Source organism: Litorimonas taeanensis (assembly GCF_003634015.1).
GTDB lineage: Bacteria > Pseudomonadota > Alphaproteobacteria > Caulobacterales > Maricaulaceae > Litorimonas > Litorimonas taeanensis.
Genome location: NZ_RBII01000001.1, coordinates 148255 through 165625, shown reverse-complemented (window position 1 = coordinate 165625; position 17371 = coordinate 148255). Strand labels below are relative to the sequence as shown.

Annotated in this window: 20 protein-coding genes; 12 read left to right on the top strand and 8 right to left on the bottom strand. The window is 46.7% G+C overall.

Translation table 11 applies throughout. From position 1 onward, the window contains the following. Positions 1-89: 89 nt before the first annotated feature. From DES40_RS00755 to lepB, 6 genes are read right to left on the bottom strand one after another with little or no spacing between them, the layout of a single operon-like run. Positions 90-812: a TlyA family RNA methyltransferase gene (locus tag DES40_RS00755; RefSeq protein WP_121098673.1), complete on the bottom strand. Its 723-nt coding sequence runs from the start codon at positions 810-812 to the stop codon at positions 90-92. A gap of 11 nt (positions 813-823) precedes the next feature. Further along, the gene (gene dxs, locus DES40_RS00750) at positions 824-2734 is read right to left on the bottom strand and encodes a 1-deoxy-D-xylulose-5-phosphate synthase (protein WP_121098672.1); all 1911 of its coding nucleotides are present in this window, start codon (positions 2732-2734) and stop codon (positions 824-826) included. Positions 2735-2794: 60 nt separating this feature from the next. Further along, positions 2795-3682: a polyprenyl synthetase family protein gene (locus DES40_RS00745; RefSeq protein ID WP_121098671.1), complete on the bottom strand. Its 888-nt coding sequence runs from the start codon at positions 3680-3682 to the stop codon at positions 2795-2797. Between the two features lie 14 nt (positions 3683-3696). Continuing rightward, a complete protein-coding gene (locus tag DES40_RS00740) occupies positions 3697-3933 on the bottom strand; it encodes an exodeoxyribonuclease VII small subunit (RefSeq protein WP_121098670.1) in 237 nt (78 codons plus the stop codon). Positions 3934-3969: 36 nt separating this feature from the next. Beyond that, positions 3970-4572 (bottom strand): histidine phosphatase family protein, encoded by a 603-nt coding sequence (locus DES40_RS00735; RefSeq protein ID WP_121098669.1) that lies wholly within the window; start codon positions 4570-4572, stop codon positions 3970-3972. Positions 4573-4595: 23 nt separating this feature from the next. After that, positions 4596-5330 (bottom strand): signal peptidase I, encoded by a 735-nt coding sequence (lepB, locus tag DES40_RS00730; RefSeq protein WP_170144818.1) that lies wholly within the window; start codon positions 5328-5330, stop codon positions 4596-4598. Positions 5331-5532: 202 nt separating this feature from the next. Between lepB and DES40_RS00725 the strand changes: the two genes are divergently transcribed. The 6 genes from DES40_RS00725 to DES40_RS00700 all read left to right on the top strand — a co-directional run bounded on the left by DES40_RS00725 (position 5533) and on the right by DES40_RS00700 (position 11208). Next, positions 5533-6156 (top strand): YceI family protein, encoded by a 624-nt coding sequence (locus DES40_RS00725; protein ID WP_121098667.1) that lies wholly within the window; start codon positions 5533-5535, stop codon positions 6154-6156. 20 nt (positions 6157-6176) lie between these two features. Then, the gene (locus tag DES40_RS00720) at positions 6177-6806 is read left to right on the top strand and encodes an L-threonylcarbamoyladenylate synthase (RefSeq protein WP_121098666.1); all 630 of its coding nucleotides are present in this window, start codon (positions 6177-6179) and stop codon (positions 6804-6806) included. Then, the gene (locus DES40_RS00715) at positions 6807-8216 is read left to right on the top strand and encodes an FAD-binding oxidoreductase (protein WP_233345318.1); all 1410 of its coding nucleotides are present in this window, start codon (positions 6807-6809) and stop codon (positions 8214-8216) included. A gap of 169 nt (positions 8217-8385) precedes the next feature. Beyond that, on the top strand, positions 8386-9171 hold the full coding sequence (yaaA, locus tag DES40_RS00710) for a peroxide stress protein YaaA (protein WP_121098665.1): 786 nt from the start codon (positions 8386-8388) through the stop codon (positions 9169-9171). A 3-nt stretch (positions 9172-9174) separates the two neighbouring features. Then, entirely contained in the window at positions 9175-10191 is a 1017-nt protein-coding gene (locus tag DES40_RS00705) for a YihY/virulence factor BrkB family protein (RefSeq protein WP_121098664.1), read from the top strand. Between the two features lie 24 nt (positions 10192-10215). Further along, entirely contained in the window at positions 10216-11208 is a 993-nt protein-coding gene (locus DES40_RS00700; RefSeq protein ID WP_121098663.1) for a TIGR00341 family protein, read from the top strand. A gap of 9 nt (positions 11209-11217) precedes the next feature. Here the strand turns inward: DES40_RS00700 and DES40_RS00695 are convergent, their stop codons facing one another. Continuing rightward, a complete protein-coding gene (locus DES40_RS00695; RefSeq protein WP_121098662.1) occupies positions 11218-11895 on the bottom strand; it encodes an SOS response-associated peptidase in 678 nt (225 codons plus the stop codon). Positions 11896-11935: 40 nt separating this feature from the next. Between DES40_RS00695 and DES40_RS00690 the strand changes: the two genes are divergently transcribed. The 6 genes from DES40_RS00690 (at position 11936) to DES40_RS00665 (ending at position 16763) form a co-directional block, all read left to right on the top strand. Continuing rightward, positions 11936-12346: an NUDIX hydrolase gene (locus DES40_RS00690; RefSeq protein ID WP_233345316.1), complete on the top strand. Its 411-nt coding sequence runs from the start codon at positions 11936-11938 to the stop codon at positions 12344-12346. 39 nt (positions 12347-12385) lie between these two features. Further along, positions 12386-12853 carry a TIGR02301 family protein gene (locus DES40_RS00685; RefSeq protein WP_121098661.1) on the top strand — a complete coding sequence of 156 codons (468 nt, stop codon included), beginning with the start codon at positions 12386-12388 and terminating at the stop codon, positions 12851-12853. Between the two features lie 27 nt (positions 12854-12880). After that, positions 12881-13333 carry an META domain-containing protein gene (locus DES40_RS00680; RefSeq protein ID WP_121098660.1) on the top strand — a complete coding sequence of 151 codons (453 nt, stop codon included), beginning with the start codon at positions 12881-12883 and terminating at the stop codon, positions 13331-13333. 62 nt (positions 13334-13395) lie between these two features. Continuing rightward, complete coding sequence (gene pyrC, locus DES40_RS00675; protein ID WP_121098659.1) at positions 13396-14436, top strand: dihydroorotase; 1041 nt, start codon at positions 13396-13398, stop codon at positions 14434-14436. A gap of 106 nt (positions 14437-14542) precedes the next feature. Beyond that, a complete protein-coding gene (accD, locus tag DES40_RS00670) occupies positions 14543-15439 on the top strand; it encodes an acetyl-CoA carboxylase, carboxyltransferase subunit beta (protein WP_121098658.1) in 897 nt (298 codons plus the stop codon). Positions 15440-15452: 13 nt separating this feature from the next. Then, a complete protein-coding gene (locus DES40_RS00665) occupies positions 15453-16763 on the top strand; it encodes a bifunctional folylpolyglutamate synthase/dihydrofolate synthase (protein ID WP_121098657.1) in 1311 nt (436 codons plus the stop codon). Here the strand turns inward: DES40_RS00665 and DES40_RS00660 are convergent. Then, complete coding sequence (locus DES40_RS00660) at positions 16760-17284, bottom strand: redoxin domain-containing protein (protein ID WP_121098656.1); 525 nt, start codon at positions 17282-17284, stop codon at positions 16760-16762. The two genes, DES40_RS00665 and DES40_RS00660, sit on opposite strands and share 4 nt — an antisense overlap. Positions 17285-17371: the final 87 nt, after the last annotated feature.

Genomic DNA, 17371 nt, shown 5'->3' with positions numbered 1-17371 from the left:
TACGCCCTAATAATACAGGCTTTTCCCTCTATTTGTATCTTATGACTTAAAGCGTATTTAAGGTGTAAAGGCGGGCTGTTTATATTTTACTAACGTAAAGAAGCCTTAAGTAGATACTCAACGTTACCAGAACCGCCTTTTATAGGTGACAAGCCTTCCCCCTCTATGGCCCAGCCAATAGAGTCCAACCACGCCTTAACCTGCGCGACAGAGGCCAAAGCCAAACTATTATCTTTGACTAAACCACCTCGCCCGATCCCATCACGCCCCACTTCAAATTGTGGCTTCACAAGGCTAATTAGGCTTGCCCCTTTTGCAGCGAGCGATAAAGGCACGGCCAAGACTTTGGATAAAGCAATAAAACTTGCATCACAGACAATTAAATCTGGAGAAAACCCTATTAATTCAGATGTTAGTCCCCTCGCATCTTGGCTTTCTAACAAAGTAATTTTGGGGTGTCCTCTCAGCTCATTATGAAACTGCTCTCGACCGACATCAACCGCACAAACATGCGCAGCACCATTCGCCAAAAGCACTTGCGTAAACCCGCCTGTCGAGGACCCAACATCCAAACAATTCAAACCCGTTGGGTCAAAATTAAAAGTGTCTAAGGCATAGGCGAGCTTTATCCCACCGCGCGACACCCATGGATGTTCTGGTTCAGCATTAACGACAGCAGCTATTGGAATGGTTTGAGAGGCTTTACGCACCACGGCGCCATCAACGGTTACTTTGCCAGCCTTTATCGCTGATTGTGCGCGCGCGCGTGATTCATAATGCCCATGAGTGACGAGATATTGGTCGGCTCGCACGCACCAAAGCCTTAGGCCAAATTCATCTGTGCATTAAATTCTTGGCCGAGGGCTTTGAACACAGTTTCAACAATGGCATCAGCATGAAGTCCTGCCTCTTCATACATTTTTTCAGGCGTGTCTTGATCAATAAATGTATCAGGCAAGGTCATTGTACGCACCTTTAAGCCTTTATCCAAGCGTCCTGAATCGGCCAGTTCATGTAAAACAAAGGCTCCAAAGCCGCCAACGGAACCCTCTTCGATTGTGATAAATACTTCATGCTCATCCGCAAGACGGCGCACCAAGTCTTTATCTAGAGGTTTCGCAAATCGTGCATCAGCGACCGTGGCTGATAGACCTAATACGTCCAGCTGTTCAGCGGCTTTCATGGCTTCGCCAAGGCGTGTTCCATAAGACAATATTGCAACACGAGACCCCTGCTTCATAATACGGCCTTTACCAATTTCTAAGGGCTCTGGATTTTCAGGAATTTCAATACCCGTTGCCTCTCCACGTGCATATCGGAAGCCAATTGGTCCGCTATCGTGAATAACGGCTGTTGCTACCATTCGCGCAAGATCTGCCTCATCCGCCGCTGCCATTAATGTAAAGTTCGGAAGGCATCCAAGATAAGCTATATCGAAGGCACCAGCGTGTGTTGGACCGTCGGCTCCGACTAAACCCGCCCGGTCCATCGCAAAACGAACAGGTAAGTTTTGTATCGCGACATCGTGCACAACTTGGTCATATCCACGCTGGAGAAACGTTGAATAAATAGCGCAAAATGGTCTAAATCCTTCGGCCGCTAAACCTGCCGCAAATGTCACAGCATGTTGCTCTGCAATTCCCACATCAAACATACGATCGGGGAAAGCTTTACCAAAAATATTCATTCCGGTTCCGCCCGGCATGGCCGCTGTAATACCGACAATTTTATCATCTTTTTCTGCGTGTTTGGCCAATTGGCCACCAAATACAGAAGTATAGCTAGGTGCATTCGGGATGGATTTACTTTGTTCCCCGGTAACCACGTTAAATTTGCTTACGCCGTGATATTTATCAGCAGAATTCTCGGCAGGGGCATACCCCTTCCCCTTCTGCGTCACGACATGAATTAATGTCGGCCCTCGTTTCATGTTTTTGACGTTTTCTAACACGGACAGCAAAGCATCCATATCGTGTCCGTCTACGGGGCCAACATAGTAAAAACCCAATTCTTCGAACCAAGTGCCGCCCATAAACATGCCGCGCGTATATTCCTCGGCTTTGCGAACTGTACCTTTAATAGGGCGCGGGGCATCCTTGACAATAGCACGGCCAGCGCCGCGCATTTTTTGGTATCCGCCAGAACTAATCATTTTTGCTAGCATATGGCTCATCGCGCCCACAGGCGGAGCAATCGACATGTCATTGTCATTCAGTATAACAATCTGACGAGAATCCGTAGCGCCAGCGTTATTCATGGCTTCATACGCCATGCCTGCCGTAATTGAACCATCACCAATCACAGAAATCACGTGACCATCTTTTCCAGATAAATCTCGTGCCGTTGCAAACCCCATTCCCGCGGAAATAGACGTCGAGCTGTGAGCGGCCCCAAATGGGTCATATTCGCTTTCAGCTCGTTTCGTAAAACCTGACAATCCGCCGCCTTTGCGCAGCGTGCGGATACGGTCTCTACGGCCTGTAAGGACTTTATGCGGATAACACTGATGACCCACATCCCAAATTAATTTGTCATTTGGTGTATCGAATACGGCATGAATGGCGACGGTCAGCTCGACAACACCAAGGCCTGCCCCTAAATGCCCTCCTGTCACCGAAACGGCATCAATAACCTCAGCTCGGACTTCATCGGCGAGTTGCTTAAGGTCTTCACGGGAGAATCCGCGCATATCGGCGGGGTATTTCACCTTGTCCAGTAAGGGCGTTTTCACCATTCCCATGCTTCCTTTTCGTTCGATTGCGCCTTTGTCCGCGACGGAATTCTGACTTTCGTCTTAATGTTGCCGTTGCAATACAAAATCGACAGTGTCTTTTAAGGTCTGCGCGCGCGTTCCGAAAGGGGCAAGATGGTCTTTTGCACAGTCTCCCAATGATTTAGCCTTATCTCGCGCCGCTTCGAGGCCTAACAGAGACACAAATGTGGCTTTACCGAGATTTTCGTCTTTTTGAACGGCCTTTCCCATCAATTCAGCGTCGCCTTCTACATCCAAGATATCGTCTTGAATCTGAAAGGCGAGTCCTACATCGCGCGCATAACGGGATACGCTCATGATTTCCGAATCATTTGCGCCGCTTATGATAGCGCCAGCCCGGACGGCAAACTTAATCAGCGCGCCTGTCTTCATCGCTTGTAAGCGCGTAATAAGCGTTTCATCGCGATCAGTTTCAGCAACGGTCATGTCGATAACTTGCCCGCCAATCATCCCTGCCACGCCGCCCTTTTCTGCAAGCTCACAAACAAGTTTCGCGCGTATAGAAGGGTTCTCATGCGCTGCGGCACTACCAAGTAATGCAAAGGCATGTGTTAGCAATCCATCGCCCGCCAAGACAGCTATGGCTTCGTCATAAGCCTTATGCACGGTTGGCCGACCGCGCCGTAAATCATCATCATCCATGCAAGGTAAGTCATCATGAACAAGGCTATACACATGCAAACATTCTAACGCGCAACCCACAGTAAGGGCGTTTTCTAAATCACCACCGAATAAGCGCGCCGTTTCGATAACCAGAAATGGACGCAGGCGCTTGCCCCCACCGAGGCAAGCATAGCGCATAGCCTCTGCGACGATACCGTGTTGCCCTTGCGGCACAGGTAATAATTTATCGAGCCCTTGCTCAACATCAGCGGCGACAGAGGCCAGTTGGGATTTAAAACCAGACATAAGAGCGCGTATCTTTATGCATCAAAAGGTTCAGTTCCCGCTGAGCCTTTACCGTCCAAGACAATTTTTTCGACCTTCATTTGGGCATCTTTTAACTTGGCATCGCAATGTGCTTTCAGGGCGGCGCCGCGTTGATAAATCGTGATGCTCTCTTCGAGAGGAGCATCACCGCGCTCAAGCCTCGCGACAATATCTTCCAATTCCTTTAACGCGTCTTCGAAAGACAAATCTTTAAGGGGCTTATCGGCCATAGGTCATCCTTGGGATTATAGGGGCATACCCCTATATTATTTATTATAATTTGTGGGTCTTTCATAACGCCTAAACGACCAATGCAAATCGCCATTTTGCGATTTCATTTTCCATCCGCGTTTTAATAATGACCCTTTGAGCATACGATTAATCCATCCATGCGCTGAGACATAGACAATTTTTCCGCCTGCCGCATGTTCAGCGAGCGCATCGCACATTTCGTTCGTGCGTTGTCGCGCCTCTTGATGGCTTTCCATCCCATCGCTCCAGCCTAGAAACCAAGCAATACGCGCAAAAGTACCCCATACTTTCGGACGGAATTTCAAACCATCAAAATGCGGCGGCGGCAAGGCCGCTTCAATTAAACGTATATCTGTAAAATCTACAGCTCGACCCGCCGCAAATTCAGCACTCTCAACAGCACGGCGTAAGGGGCTGGATATTATTAAGTCGGCCTGCTCAACCCACCTCAAAAGCTTAGGCGGCACTTTCTGATTAGGCACAATGCCTCCAGCATCATATCGTCCCCACCATTCCCGGTAGCCTCTCCAGGTCATAAAGACTTTTCGCGACAAAGCTGGTTTCCCATGACGTGCGATTATCAAAGTATCAACAGATTTTTGCTTCCTCACCTGCACGTTCAAACCCCCTCATTCATTTGTCAGAGTCCCTTTGCAAAACGAGGGGTCTCAGGGCACCGCATATCGGCTTCTTCTTTGCAGCGCTTGAATGAGAACATAAGCAAATCTGCCCTTCCAATAAGGTGATCTTGTGGCACCATACCTGGGCCTTCAACAGCGCGACTATCCGTTGAATTATCGCGATTGTCACCCATGAAAAAGAAATGGCCTTCGGGAATGTCGAAAAGCTCTGTGTTATCCAGATATTTTTGGTCATTCTGCTCATAGATAAGATGGTTCTTTTCTTCACCCGGAAGGGTTTCCGAATAAACATCCACGCCCACAGCCCGGCCTCTATGTTCGCGGTAAATATAATTTGTAACGGGTGTCCGCTGGATGACAGCTCCATTCAAATGTAATTTTCCGCCAATCACCTGAACTTGATCTCCGGGTAAACCCACAACCCTTTTAATCATAATAATCCCATTTTTAGGATTTCTGAAAACTACAACATCCCCTCGCTTTGGCGAACGAGAGAATATCTGACCGTCTGGCAAAGGTAGTTTATGCAACATAAAAGGCAATGAATGGCGAGAATAACCATAAGCAAATTTTGAAACGTATAAATGGTCACCGACTTCTAAGGTAGGCAACATGCTTTCGCTAGGAATTTTAAAATGCCCCCAAACCAGAGTCATCATGGCCAATAGGAATGAAAACAACCCCAAGAAAAACCGGACCTCAGAGAAAAATTTCTGTTTTAACGTTTGACTCACTTCACCGTCCTTTTTGGACAACTCCCCAGAGCGGGAGGATAGCTTTTTGGGTTTTTGACTCATCCAAAGTGGAATGCCGCGCCGCGCATAGCTTATCAAGAAAGAAATGCGCTTTCACTGAATCCAATTCTCTCGCTTTAATTATTTTACGTCATGAAATGTAAAACATTCACATCCGCTTCGTTTTGACCTAGACAGAGATATGAAAATTCGTTTTTTTCTTCTCTTCGCCTTATCCGCAATCGGGGCTAGCATAATCGGGTCATGCGCGGCGGCGCCCAATCCGTCGCCAACATCTGCACCGCAAGGGGCCTATATTCTCGACCCCAACCATACAAGTGTAACATGGTCCTTATCGCATTCAGGGCTTTCCAATTACACGGCGCGTTTTAATGGCATCACAGGCGCTTTAGACTTCTATCCTCAATCCCCAGAAAAAAGCCGTGTAGATATAATCATAGATCCGATGAGCCTCTCTACAGGCCTTCCTGAATTTGATAAAACGCTAATCACCGATAAAAAATATTTTGATGCTGAAAATCACCCTGAAATTCGTTTCACATCAACAGACATCACCCCCACTGGAGAGACTACTGCTGTTATTACGGGTGATATAACATTTCGCGGGGTAACGCGCCCTGTTGACCTTATTACAAAGTTCAACGGAGCAGGCAAAAGCTTTGGGCACCCCGGCGAAACTCTTGGGTTTTCCGCGACCGCGGAAATATATCGTTCGAAATGGGGGATGGATTATTTGATTACTCTCGCCAATATAGGCGATAAGGTTACGCTTCGCATTGAAGCTGAATTTAATGAGAAACAATAGAGCCGTAAAGCAACGCAATCATGGGCACACCTCGCGAAGTTTTGAAAGTTTTGCATTATGATGGTATCGTCATTTTGCCTACTGAGACCGTTTACGGCCTTGCTGCGAGAGCCGATAGACCCAATGCTGTTAGACGAATTTATGATATTAAAGGTCGTGACTTTGACAAGCCTTTGGCCCTTTGTGTCAGCAGCCTAGACATTGCCAAACAATATGGTGACTTTTCGCGTATTGCGCAAAATATGGCTAAAAAGTTCTGGCCCGGTCCTTTAACCTTAGTCGTTCCCGCCGCAACACCCACTTTTTTCAATCAGCTTGCCCCGCAAATGTACGCGAAAAATTCAAAGGGTGAACCCACCATTGCTATTCGGTGTCCAGATGTCGAATGGCGCACCCGTATACAAAATCGAGGCCTTGAGTATCCTGTCGCACTGACCAGCGCGAATCGTTCAGGCGGCCCAGACCCTATATCAGCGAAACAAGCGTCAGAAGCTATTGGGGTTGATGTGGATGATATTTGGTATGGACCAGATTGCGATGCGGCACTGCCATCGACAATTGTTACTCTTGCCGAAGGCAGTCCAAAAGTCTTACGCGAAGGCGCCTTGCCACTTAAAGCTTTAAAACAATGGAAAGTCACCTCAATCTAAATGACTCAACCGATAGATATACCCGTTTCCAAAATTGAAATATTAAAATCTGAATTGCCCAAAAATTGCTGGACACAGGATATTGATATTATCGCTCCGCATTTGACCGAGTGGCGCGATAAATATTTTGGGAAGACACCGCTTATGCTCACACCGCGTTGCACCCAAGATGTTTCAGATGCAGTAAAACTCTGCGCCGAACATAGAATTTCTATTATGCCCCAAGGCGGAAATACGGGATTAGTTGGTGGTAATACCCCAATGGGGGAAGTCCTCATAACCTTAAAACATATGACAAGAATTCGCGAAATTAACACGACAGCCAACAGCCTGATTGTTGAGGCAGGCGCGGTTTTGCAGAATGTCTTAGACGCCGCTGATGCAGAAAACCGTAAATTCCCGATGACGTTATCAAGCCAAGGCAGTTGTACAGTAGGCGGTGTTCTCTCAACCAATGCAGGCGGAAATCACGTCCTAAAATATGGAACTACCAAAGAATTAGTTTTTGGCGTCGAAGCCGTTTTACCTAACGGAGATATTTTCAACGGACTAACCAACCTGCGCAAAGATAATACTGGCTATGACTTGAACCGTCTCTTTCTAGGGGCAGAAGGCACGTTAGGCATTATTACAGCCGCATCACTGAAATTATTTCCAAAACCCAAATATGTTCAGAGGGCACTTATTGGGCTGGACAGTGTAGAAGCTGCGATATCTTTACTAGAGGATTTTCGCGCTGGTGGGCGACTGGCAATGTTCGAAGTCATGCCTGCCATAGGCTATCATGCCGTTATCGATGGCTTTGATTCTATTCGCGATCCATTTGACACCAGCTATGCGTGGTATCTTCTGTGTGATTGGGAAGTTGAGAGTGAAGCAGAAGGTATGACCCTAGCCGAAAATATATTAGGCAAAGCGTTTGAGGCTAAAAAAGTTCTCGATGCTGTCATCGCCCAAAACGAGACCCAAGCCGCCGACATTCTTTCCATCCGTGAACATATGAGCGCGGGTCAAAAATTCCTTGGAGGCTCTGTCAAACATGACATCACAGTACCCATTGATAAAATTCCCGAATTCTTTCGCCTTGCCGATGCCAAGATGCAAGAAGTCGTGCCAGGTTGTCGCCCTGTAGGGTTCGGCCACTTTGGTGATGGCAATATTCATTACAACATAGCCCAGCCTGAAGGGGCCGATAAAAAAGAATTTCTAGCCAATTGGGACGCTCTCTCCCAACCTATTTTTGATATATGTGATGCGTTAGGCGGCTCGATATCCGCTGAACACGGCATAGGCACGATGAAGTTTGACGACCTTGCTCAACGCGCAAGTCCTACCAAATATGCACTCTTAAAAGCGATCAAACGTGCCATAGACCCCGAGAGAATTATGAATCCACGTGTCATGGTATAAGCGCCAAAGTGAGGGTGCGAGCATTGATAGTGATGAAACATAAAGAGGCAAATTACGCGGCACCCACCCCTTGAACCTCGTCAAAGGCTCCACTATTTAATTATTATCACAAACCCACGCGGACATGTTTGGATTCCCTGAACAGGCGTTATGAGGAAAGGATAGACCTATGATTACCCTACTCTCCCCTGCAAAAAAGTTAAATATGGATCCGGCGGAAACGCCATTGGGCATGACTGCCCCGCGTTTTCCATCAGATACAAAAGAGCTGGCAGAAGTCGCAAAAAAGCAATCCGTGGATGACCTAAAAAAGCTCATGCATTTATCGGATAACCTTGCGACATTAAATGTTGAAAGATTCAAAGCGTTTAATCTTGAGGGACAAAGCAATAGCGCGAAACCAGCTGGCCTTGCCTTTGATGGCGATGTCTATTGGGGGTTAGAAGCTAAGAGCCTCTCAGATAAGGATTTGGCCTATGCGCAAAATCACTTGCGCATTCTCTCAGGACTTTACGGCATTTTGCGCCCAATGGATGCGATACAGCCTTATCGCCTAGAGATGGGTACACGACTTGGTACGGAGCGTGGCAAGAACCTCTATGAATTTTGGGGAACACAAATTGCCGATACCCTTCGCGAAGATTTAAAGGGGCACGAAGATGAAACCATCGTCAATCTTGCTTCAAATGAATACTTTAAAGCCGTAGACCAAAAAGCGTTAGAGAAACCGATTATCCAAGCTAAATTTTTAAACATTAAGGACGGCGAGACACGCCACTTAATGTATTATGCAAAATTTGGCCGCGGGCTTATGGCGCGTTGGATTATACAAAACCAAATTAAATCTGCAAAAGACCTCAAAGGTTTTAACTTAGAAAATTATAGCTTTGACAAAAGTCTTTCTTCTGACGCAGAATTGGTTTTCACACGTCCCCAACCGCCAAAGAAGAAATAGGTCATAATCAAAGCACTCTCAAAATTTGAGCAAAACCATCATGACAGCCCCTATAAATTCGGCCTCGCCGATTGGTGGGCTGTCATCAAACGCACCTATATTTCTGCCCAACGCGATAATGTAAGCGTCGTTGCAGCTGGCGTCGCCTTTTTTTCACTCATCGCTGTATTTCCGCTTATTTCAGCCGCGATTTCTATTTTCGGATATTTCGCGAATCCCCAAGATGCTGATGAAGCCACACAAATCATTAGTGCCCTTATGCCGGGCCAAGCCTTTGACGTCATACAAAATCAAATTGTTACAGTCGTTGACGCGCCCAATCAGGCGATGGGCTGGGGCATAGCAATTTCGCTTTCAGTCGCAATATTCTCAGCTGGCGCAGGTATCCGCGCCATGATGCGAGCGATGAACATTGCTTATCAGGAAATCGAAAAACGAAACTTCTTTGTCTTTTATGCCTATGCCATTCTTATGACCTTAGGGAGCTTTCTTGTTATTTGGCTTTCTCTTTTGCTTATAGTCGGTATTCCTGCGGCTCTCATTTTCATTAATCTTGAAAGTTCCGCAGAATTTGCAGCGCGTAGCTTGCCTTGGCTATTGCTCTTTGCCGTCTTTGCCTTTGCCACTGGGGTGATGTACCGCTTCGGCCCTTCACGACGCCCCGCGAAAAAACGCTGGTTATCACCAGGCATTATCTTGGCAACAACCTCTTGGCTATTAATCTCCTACGGTTTTTCAAAATTTGTTTCAGAGTTTGGTAATTACAATGCAACATATGGCAGCCTCTCGGCTGTTGTTATACTCCTAGTCTGGCTTTGGTTGACAGCGACAGTTATTATTTTTGGCGCAGAGCTTAACTCAGAATTAGAAAGACAAACCATTGCTGACACCACTCGGGGCCCGGCAAGGCCTCTAGGGAGACGGGGAGCTTCGGTTGCAGACTTCAAAGCTACAGAAACTAAACTCGAAGAAGCCACCGCTGAAATTTTAAATCCCCAAGAAGCGACTGAAATCATTTAACCCTTTCGTTATAAGCCTAAATTTATGCGTTTTATTAAAGCTAATTTTCCAGCCGCCAAAATGGATGCTGTTATTGAAATCCTCAATAATTCTTCAAACATAGATTGGTCTATTGATTCAGGTTATGGCCGTTATGAAAAAGCCGTCGAGATCGTCGTCGCAAAAGGCCAAGGGCAAGGCCTTATAGATTCGCTGCAGAGCCTCCTCAGCGGGTCAACGGATTGGCGTGTCGTTGTCATGCCCGTCGAAGCCACCTTGCCGCGCCCAGAAGAGGATATGCCGCCGAAAGAAGAAAAAGCCAGTACGATTTCTATGCGCGAAGTCTTGTATCAACAAGTCTCTGAAGGCTGTAAATTGAATTGGGACTTTATCATTCTCACGGTTTTATCTTCTATTGTCGCCGCCATTGGCCTTAACGGTGATAGTGTTGCTATCGTTATCGCTGCCATGGTTATTGCGCCTCTACTCGGCCCTATATTGGCCTTTGCCTTGGCCACGGCCTTGGGCGACTTGTCACTGATGTGGAAGGCAACGAAAACAGCTATCACAGGCCTGGTCGTTGGGTTTGTCTTTGCTTTTGCCCTTACATTTTTCATAGACATAAATTTATCTAGCACAGAGATGATAAGCCGAACCGTTATTGGCCCTGAGATTATCGCTCTGGCTTTAGCCTCTGGCGCAGCCGCGGCTTTATCGCTTTCAACAGGTATATCTTCAGCCTTGGTAGGCGTCATGGTAGCTGTAGCGCTACTGCCGCCCTCCGTCGCTTCCGCATTGTTTTTAGGGGCAGGAAAATATGAAGCCGCAATGGGGGCAGCACTTCTCTTAGCTCTCAACGTCGTTTGTGCGGTTCTGTCGGCACAGCTCGTCTTTGTTTACAAGGGCGTACGGCCCCGCACGTGGCCTAATCAAGTAAAAGCGTCTAGGGCTGTAAAAATTAATGCTACTGTCTGGATTGCTCTCTTGGGCGCTTTGGCATTTTTGGCTTACCGGCTTAATCTTACAGCGGCGCTATAATCATATTTCTCAAGCGTGATTTGCAGGTTTGATTAAATCATCCCCAGTAGCACGGCCAGAATTGACAGCTGTATCAACCTCCCAGAACACTAAATCTTTACCACCCTGTACTTCCTCTAAAACCCTGTGCGGGTCTGTGTCAGGATCTAACCAAGCGTCCCATAAATCCATAGGCAGCCTTACAGGCATACGGTGATGGATTGACTTAAAACGGTCCGTCGCAGCAGTTGTCAAAATTGCGCAAGACAGTAGCTCAATCCCTTCAGAAACAAACCATTTGTCCCACAACCCAATAAACGCAAACACATCATCATGATCTTCTTTTATGAAATAAGGTGTCTTAGGCTTTTCTACGCCCTCCCATTCATACCAACCATTTGTCGGAATAAGCGCACGCCGCCGACGAAACGGCGTTCGGAAACTCGCTTTTTCAGCGGCCGTTTCTACGCGAGCATTGAATAAAGGACGTCCTTCTGGTGGTTCTTTGCGCCAATGCGGATGAAGCCCCCAACGCATCGGGACAACCTTGCGTCTCTTTTGACCATTCAAAGCAATGACGGGTACGACGCTTCCAGGCGATATATTATAATTTGGGGTCCATGACCAATCTTCGGTTAGGCTTTCTTCCGCCTTAAAGTCAGACCGAATCTGTTCCAATGTCCCAGCCAATGTATAACGTCCGCACATACAGCTTTGTAAGATGCTTCGACAGAAAATGGAACGCTCAATGACCGAAGACTACCCTATAGATTGCGTAGGTATTATTTGTTTCCGCGGTGAAGAAGTGTTGCTCATAAAACGAGGCACCCCGCCCCGCAAGGGAGAGTGGTCAATACCTGGAGGCCGGATAGAAGCAGGCGAAAGCGAAGCGAGCGCGGCGCTACGCGAACTCTACGAAGAAACAAGCGTGACGGCGACTATTCATTCTAAAATCGCCACCATTCCCGCTAAATTTGAAGGCTTTAATTATATACTGCATGACTATGTCGCGATTTGGCAGGACGGCACCCCCAAGGCTGGTGACGATGCTTCAGAAGCTATTTTCGTTACTATGGAAGACATCTCTATGAAAGAAATGTGGTCCAAGACAAAAGAAGTCATTCACCTTGCACATGAAAGCGTGTCAAAAGCTGAATAAACAATTGGGCAGAACAGATAAAGCAAGCTATCAAGACCTATGTTAGCGCGTTTCGTCATATCGCTCTTTTTCATTGGCCTTTGCGCAGTGCCAGCCATTGCGCAAGACGCTGAACCGACACGCGTTCTGACAGAAGCCCAAAAACGTGAAGCCGCCCTAAAGGCTCGTGAAGACGCAGAAATTCGTATTGAATCTGAAATGATGAAGATGACGTCTTTAGTAGAAGCTCTTTCAAAAAATCTTGGGCAATTACATTATTTACGAACTCTGTGCTTTGGTGATGGTGACCAAAAATGGCGGGAATACGCACAAAGTATGATGACGATTGAGAGCGAAAACAATAAAGACAGCAAAAGTCGTCTCGTCCGAGCATTCAATGCTGGGTATTATCAAGAAAAGAAACGACATACAGAATGTAACCAAGACGTAAGCGTCGATGTTGCAGCCCTATCCGAGAACGGGCGACATATTGCATCTATGCTTGCGGACCCTTACCGCGATTTCTAAATCAAATACACCAGAAAGGTTTTGACGATGGCCATACCTTATAAAGCCGCTTTTACGGCTCTGCGTCTTGCAAGAACGCTCCCCGCAATTCCACTCGCTATTGGCGCATTAGCTATTATGGGCTGCGCTAAAGTCGTAAATGACATCGGTAAAAACCAACCTCTAACTTCGCTCGCTGGGTCTGAGTGGGGATTGGCGGATACAGAGCAGTTTATCGCCTTTAAAAGTAAAGGGGAAGTCATAGGTCATGGTGGTTGCAACCGGTTTTTCGGAACTTACACTCAAGACGGGACAACATTGAAATTTGGCCCTCTTGCCTCGACCAAAATGGCCTGCATGGGCGGGAAAATGCAGGCAGAAGCCGAGTTTATGAAATCCATACAATCTGCTCGGCGGTTTGAGGCCACACATTTCGCCCTCGCCTTTATTGATGACAAGGGCGAAACCCTCATGCGCCTTCAACGCCGTGATTGGGATTAAAGCCTGACTTGCTTCGGCTATCACGTCAATGTTAAGCCTTGCCGAGTTTGAAAGGGATTCTCATGACTGATCGCCTTGTTATTCGCCGTCCTGACGACTGGCACGTGCATTTGCGCGACGGACAAATGTTAGCTGATGTCGTGAATTTTACCGCCAGACAATTTGGCCGAGCGATTATCATGCCAAATCTCACCCCACCAGTAACCACTGTTCAAATGGGCAAAGATTATCGAGACCGTATTCTCGCTGCAGTAGATAAATCTCTAAACTTCCAACCACTGATGGTTGGATACCTCACCGACAATATGAACCCCGACATTGTGTCCGAAGGGAAAGATCAAGGCATTTTTACTGCCTTTAAGCTCTACCCTGCTAATGCCACAACAAATTCTTCGGCTGGGGTCACAGATATTAAGAAGATTTATCCCGTCCTAGAACGCATGGCGCAATGTCAGATACCACTTTTGGTTCACGGCGAAGTTACGCATAGTGATGTTGATATTTTTGACCGTGAAGCTCGCTTTATCGAAGATGTCTTAGGAAAAGTTGTTCAAGATTTTCCAAATTTGAAAATCGTTTTTGAACACATTACGACTAAAGAGGCCGTCGAATTTGTACTTAGCACGGGTTCAAATATCGCTGCCACCATTACACCGCATCACCTTGAAATAAACAGAAATGCTATATTCCAAGGGGGTATTCGCCCACATAATTACTGCCTACCAATTGCAAAAAGAGAAGTACACAGACTGGCTTTGCGAAAAGCCGCAACATCTGGATCAGATAAATTCTTCCTCGGCACAGACACAGCCCCACACGCTATAGAGGCCAAAGAAAGTGCCTGCGGATGTGCTGGCATCTTTAATGCGCCACACGCGATAGAAAGCTATGCTAAGACATTTGACGAAGAAAACTCACTCGACAAATTAGAAGGATTTGCTTCTGAATATGGCCCGCGTTTTTACGGCCTACCCTTAAATGAGGATAAAATAATATTAGAACGCAAAGAGACCCAAGTACCAGACAGCTTGTCTCTTGCAGACACTCATATTATTCCTTTTCATGCAGGCAAAACATTACAATGGACAGTTAGCAACGCCTAAACTTTAGCTCTAATATAATTTTACCCTAGGCAAGCCTGCAAAGTTCAATCAAAAGGCTGTCCGCACCGACTTGCCTCATCCAATAAATCAAGGCACAGACTGACTTATGAATTGGCTTACTAAAATCACTCCCCCCGGCGTTAAATCCATCTTTTCAAAAAAGGATACGCCCGATAACCTTTGGACAAAATGTCCAAAATCCAACGAAATGGTTTTTACCGCTGATTTACCAGGCTTACTGCACGTAACGCCGGCAGGGCACCACATGCGCATCGGCCCAAAATTACGTATGGAGTATACATTCGACGAAGGTAATTTCGAAACTGTCGCTATTCCTGATGTTGCAAAAGACCCTTTGAAGTTCAAAGATGATCAAAAATATGTTGATCGTCTAAAAAAAGCCCGCACCAAAACTGGCGATGATGATGCTATGAGCATTGGTGTTGGTAATATTCATGGCATCAGAACAGTTGTGCTTGTCCAAAACTTTTCTTTCATGGGTGGCTCTCTTGGTATGGCGGCGGGGGAAGGCCTTATTACCGCGGCGCAATATGCGGTAGCGAATAAACTGCCAATGGTTGTCTTTACCGCGGCGGGCGGCGCTCGAATGCAAGAAGGCGCGCTTTCCCTCATGCAAATGCCTCGTACAACCATTGCCGTTCAAGAATTAAGAGAAAATGGTTTGCCTTATATCGTGGTTCTTTGCGACCCGACCACTGGAGGCGTCACAGCCAGCTATGCCATGTTAGGCGATATTCATTTGGCAGAACCCGGCGCTTTGATTTGTTTCGCAGGGCCACGCGTGATCGAAGATACCATTCGCGAAAAACTCCCTGAAGGCTTTCAGCGCGCTGAATATTTAGAAGAAAAAGGCATGATAGACCGTGTTGTCGCTCGTAAGGATATGCCCAAAACTCTAGCCAATCTTTTATCCGTCTTGATGCAGACACCTGCCAAGGCACCAAAGTCAGATAATTCTGACGCGGCCATTGAAACGGTTTAGGAACGTATCTGAAATGACAGAAACGGTTGAGCAAGCCCTTGCAACCTTGCGAGCGCTTCACCCTAAAAAAATCGACCTTGGATTAGAACGCATCCAGTCTGTTCTTGATAAGCTCGGCAATCCAGAAACTAAATTACCGCCCATCATTCATGTTGCTGGCACCAATGGCAAAGGCTCTACTCTTGCCTTTATCCGCGCGATAGCAGAAGCATCTGGTTTAAAAGCCCATGTGTATACCTCCCCCCACTTGGTTCGGTTTCACGAACGTATTGTACTTGCCGGTAATGAAATCACGGATGATAAACTCGTTGATGTATTAGCGCGTGTCAGAAAAGCAAATGCTGGCGCGCCTTTATCTTTCTTTGAAGCCACCACCGCCGCTGCCTATTTGGCTTTCTCTGAATCCTCCGCCGACGTGGCGTTAATTGAAGTTGGGCTAGGCGGGCGATATGATGCCACCAATGTGATAACACCTGATTGTTGTGCCATTACCCCTGTTGATTTTGACCATGCTGAATTTTTAGGGAGAGATTTAGCCGGTATCGCTAAAGAAAAGGCTGGCATAATAAAACCTCACGCCCCAGTTTTTTGCGGTCCGCAGCTTGCTACTTCCAGGGACGTATTAGAATCAGAAGCACAAAAATCACGGGCTGTGATTAAGTTTTGGAATGAAGATTTCCGGGCCTATCGCCAACATGGACGCTTAGTTTATGAAAGTCAGGATACGCTCTCTGATTTCCCACTCCCTGCCCTACGCGGAGAGCATCAAATTTCCAATGCCGGCCTCGCAATTGCCGTCGCCAAACATATGAAATGGACGGATGTTGATATTGCCACCGGCCTTAAACATGCCTTTTGGCCAGCAAGAATGCAAAATTTAACCCAAGGCATTTATGCGGAAATGGCAAGACAGGCAGGCGCAGAATTATGGCTCGATGGTGGACATAACCCACACGCGGCCCGCGCTGTTGCCAACACAATGGCAGAATTGGAACAAGTAACAGAGAGGCCTTTAATTCTCATTACAGGGATATTGGCGAATAAAGATATTGGCGGTTTTTTAGATGCTTTTGAGGGCCTCGCCAGCGCTGTCATCGGCGTCAGCATTCCCGATCATGAATCACTGGCACCAGAAACGCTCCGAGAATTAGCTTTGTCGCGAAACATGGATGGATTTGTAGCCTCTGACATTTCATCGGCCATAAACAAAGCGATTGAGTTTGGCGGGACAGTTTCATCAGACCTGTCAGGCCTCACGCCGATCCCGCCAAGGATTCTTATTTGCGGCTCCTTATATCTAGCCGGTGAAGTGCTGAAAGGTTAGACGACCGAGGTTCCGCGTTCTGGGTAATCATTTTCTTTGGCAAAATTTAAACCTGCCACGAGCCCTTTAATATCAGGGCGACCAAACGGTGTGTTCTGAATGATTTCCGCATAGAGCGTACCATCTGTATTAATCACAAAAATGCCTGGCTCAGAGAAAAACTTTGGTTCTTTGTCTGATATAGCATCTGAGATAAAGAGGCCCAGAGCCTTTGCTTCTAATAGAGATAAGTCATATCCAACGGACACATTTTCTAACGCCCATTCGTCTTTTGCTTTCTTCGCGCGCTCTTCTCCGTCCATTGAGACAGCAACAAGATCTAACCCATCGGCCTGTATATCTGGCATTAAGTCATTGATTTCTTGCAATTGCTTTTTGCATTTTGGGCAATGATACCCGCGATAGACCACAAGAATCAGAAATTTTTCAGGCAGAGAATCTCTCACATTAAAACGACCGCCTTCGGTGAGAGGAAAGTCAATTTCAGGAAGCTTACTCTTAGGCATTATAAGTTGGGGCATAATATTCTCCTTTTCATACTAACGGTCAGCGCTTATTTGCGTTCCCTGCTTCTGTTCATTTTATACAAAGAAATAAAAAAACCCTCA

Excerpts from the sequence above, each read along its gene's own strand:
- DES40_RS00685 (WP_121098661.1), top strand. The coding sequence starts at position 12,386 with ATGTTAGCGCGTTTCGTCATATCGCTCTTTTTCATTGGCCTTTGCGCA.
- DES40_RS00725 (WP_121098667.1), top strand. The coding sequence starts at position 5,533 with ATGAAAATTCGTTTTTTTCTTCTCTTCGCCTTATCCGCAATCGGGGCT.
- DES40_RS00745 (WP_121098671.1), bottom strand. The coding sequence starts at position 3,682 with ATGTCTGGTTTTAAATCCCAACTGGCCTCTGTCGCCGCTGATGTTGAG.
- DES40_RS00665 (WP_121098657.1), top strand. The coding sequence starts at position 15,453 with ATGACAGAAACGGTTGAGCAAGCCCTTGCAACCTTGCGAGCGCTTCAC.
- DES40_RS00695 (WP_121098662.1), bottom strand. The coding sequence starts at position 11,895 with ATGTGCGGACGTTATACATTGGCTGGGACATTGGAACAGATTCGGTCT.
- DES40_RS00700 (WP_121098663.1), top strand. The coding sequence starts at position 10,216 with ATGCGTTTTATTAAAGCTAATTTTCCAGCCGCCAAAATGGATGCTGTT.
- DES40_RS00690 (WP_233345316.1), top strand. The coding sequence starts at position 11,936 with ATGACCGAAGACTACCCTATAGATTGCGTAGGTATTATTTGTTTCCGC.
- pyrC (WP_121098659.1), top strand. The coding sequence starts at position 13,396 with ATGACTGATCGCCTTGTTATTCGCCGTCCTGACGACTGGCACGTGCAT.
- DES40_RS00740 (WP_121098670.1), bottom strand. The coding sequence starts at position 3,933 with ATGGCCGATAAGCCCCTTAAAGATTTGTCTTTCGAAGACGCGTTAAAG.
- DES40_RS00680 (WP_121098660.1), top strand. The coding sequence starts at position 12,881 with ATGGCCATACCTTATAAAGCCGCTTTTACGGCTCTGCGTCTTGCAAGA.
- yaaA (WP_121098665.1), top strand. The coding sequence starts at position 8,386 with ATGATTACCCTACTCTCCCCTGCAAAAAAGTTAAATATGGATCCGGCG.
- DES40_RS00720 (WP_121098666.1), top strand. The coding sequence starts at position 6,177 with ATGGGCACACCTCGCGAAGTTTTGAAAGTTTTGCATTATGATGGTATC.
- DES40_RS00660 (WP_121098656.1), bottom strand. The coding sequence starts at position 17,284 with ATGCCCCAACTTATAATGCCTAAGAGTAAGCTTCCTGAAATTGACTTT.
- accD (WP_121098658.1), top strand. The coding sequence starts at position 14,543 with ATGAATTGGCTTACTAAAATCACTCCCCCCGGCGTTAAATCCATCTTT.
- dxs (WP_121098672.1), bottom strand. The coding sequence starts at position 2,734 with ATGGTGAAAACGCCCTTACTGGACAAGGTGAAATACCCCGCCGATATG.
- DES40_RS00715 (WP_233345318.1), top strand. The coding sequence starts at position 6,807 with ATGACTCAACCGATAGATATACCCGTTTCCAAAATTGAAATATTAAAA.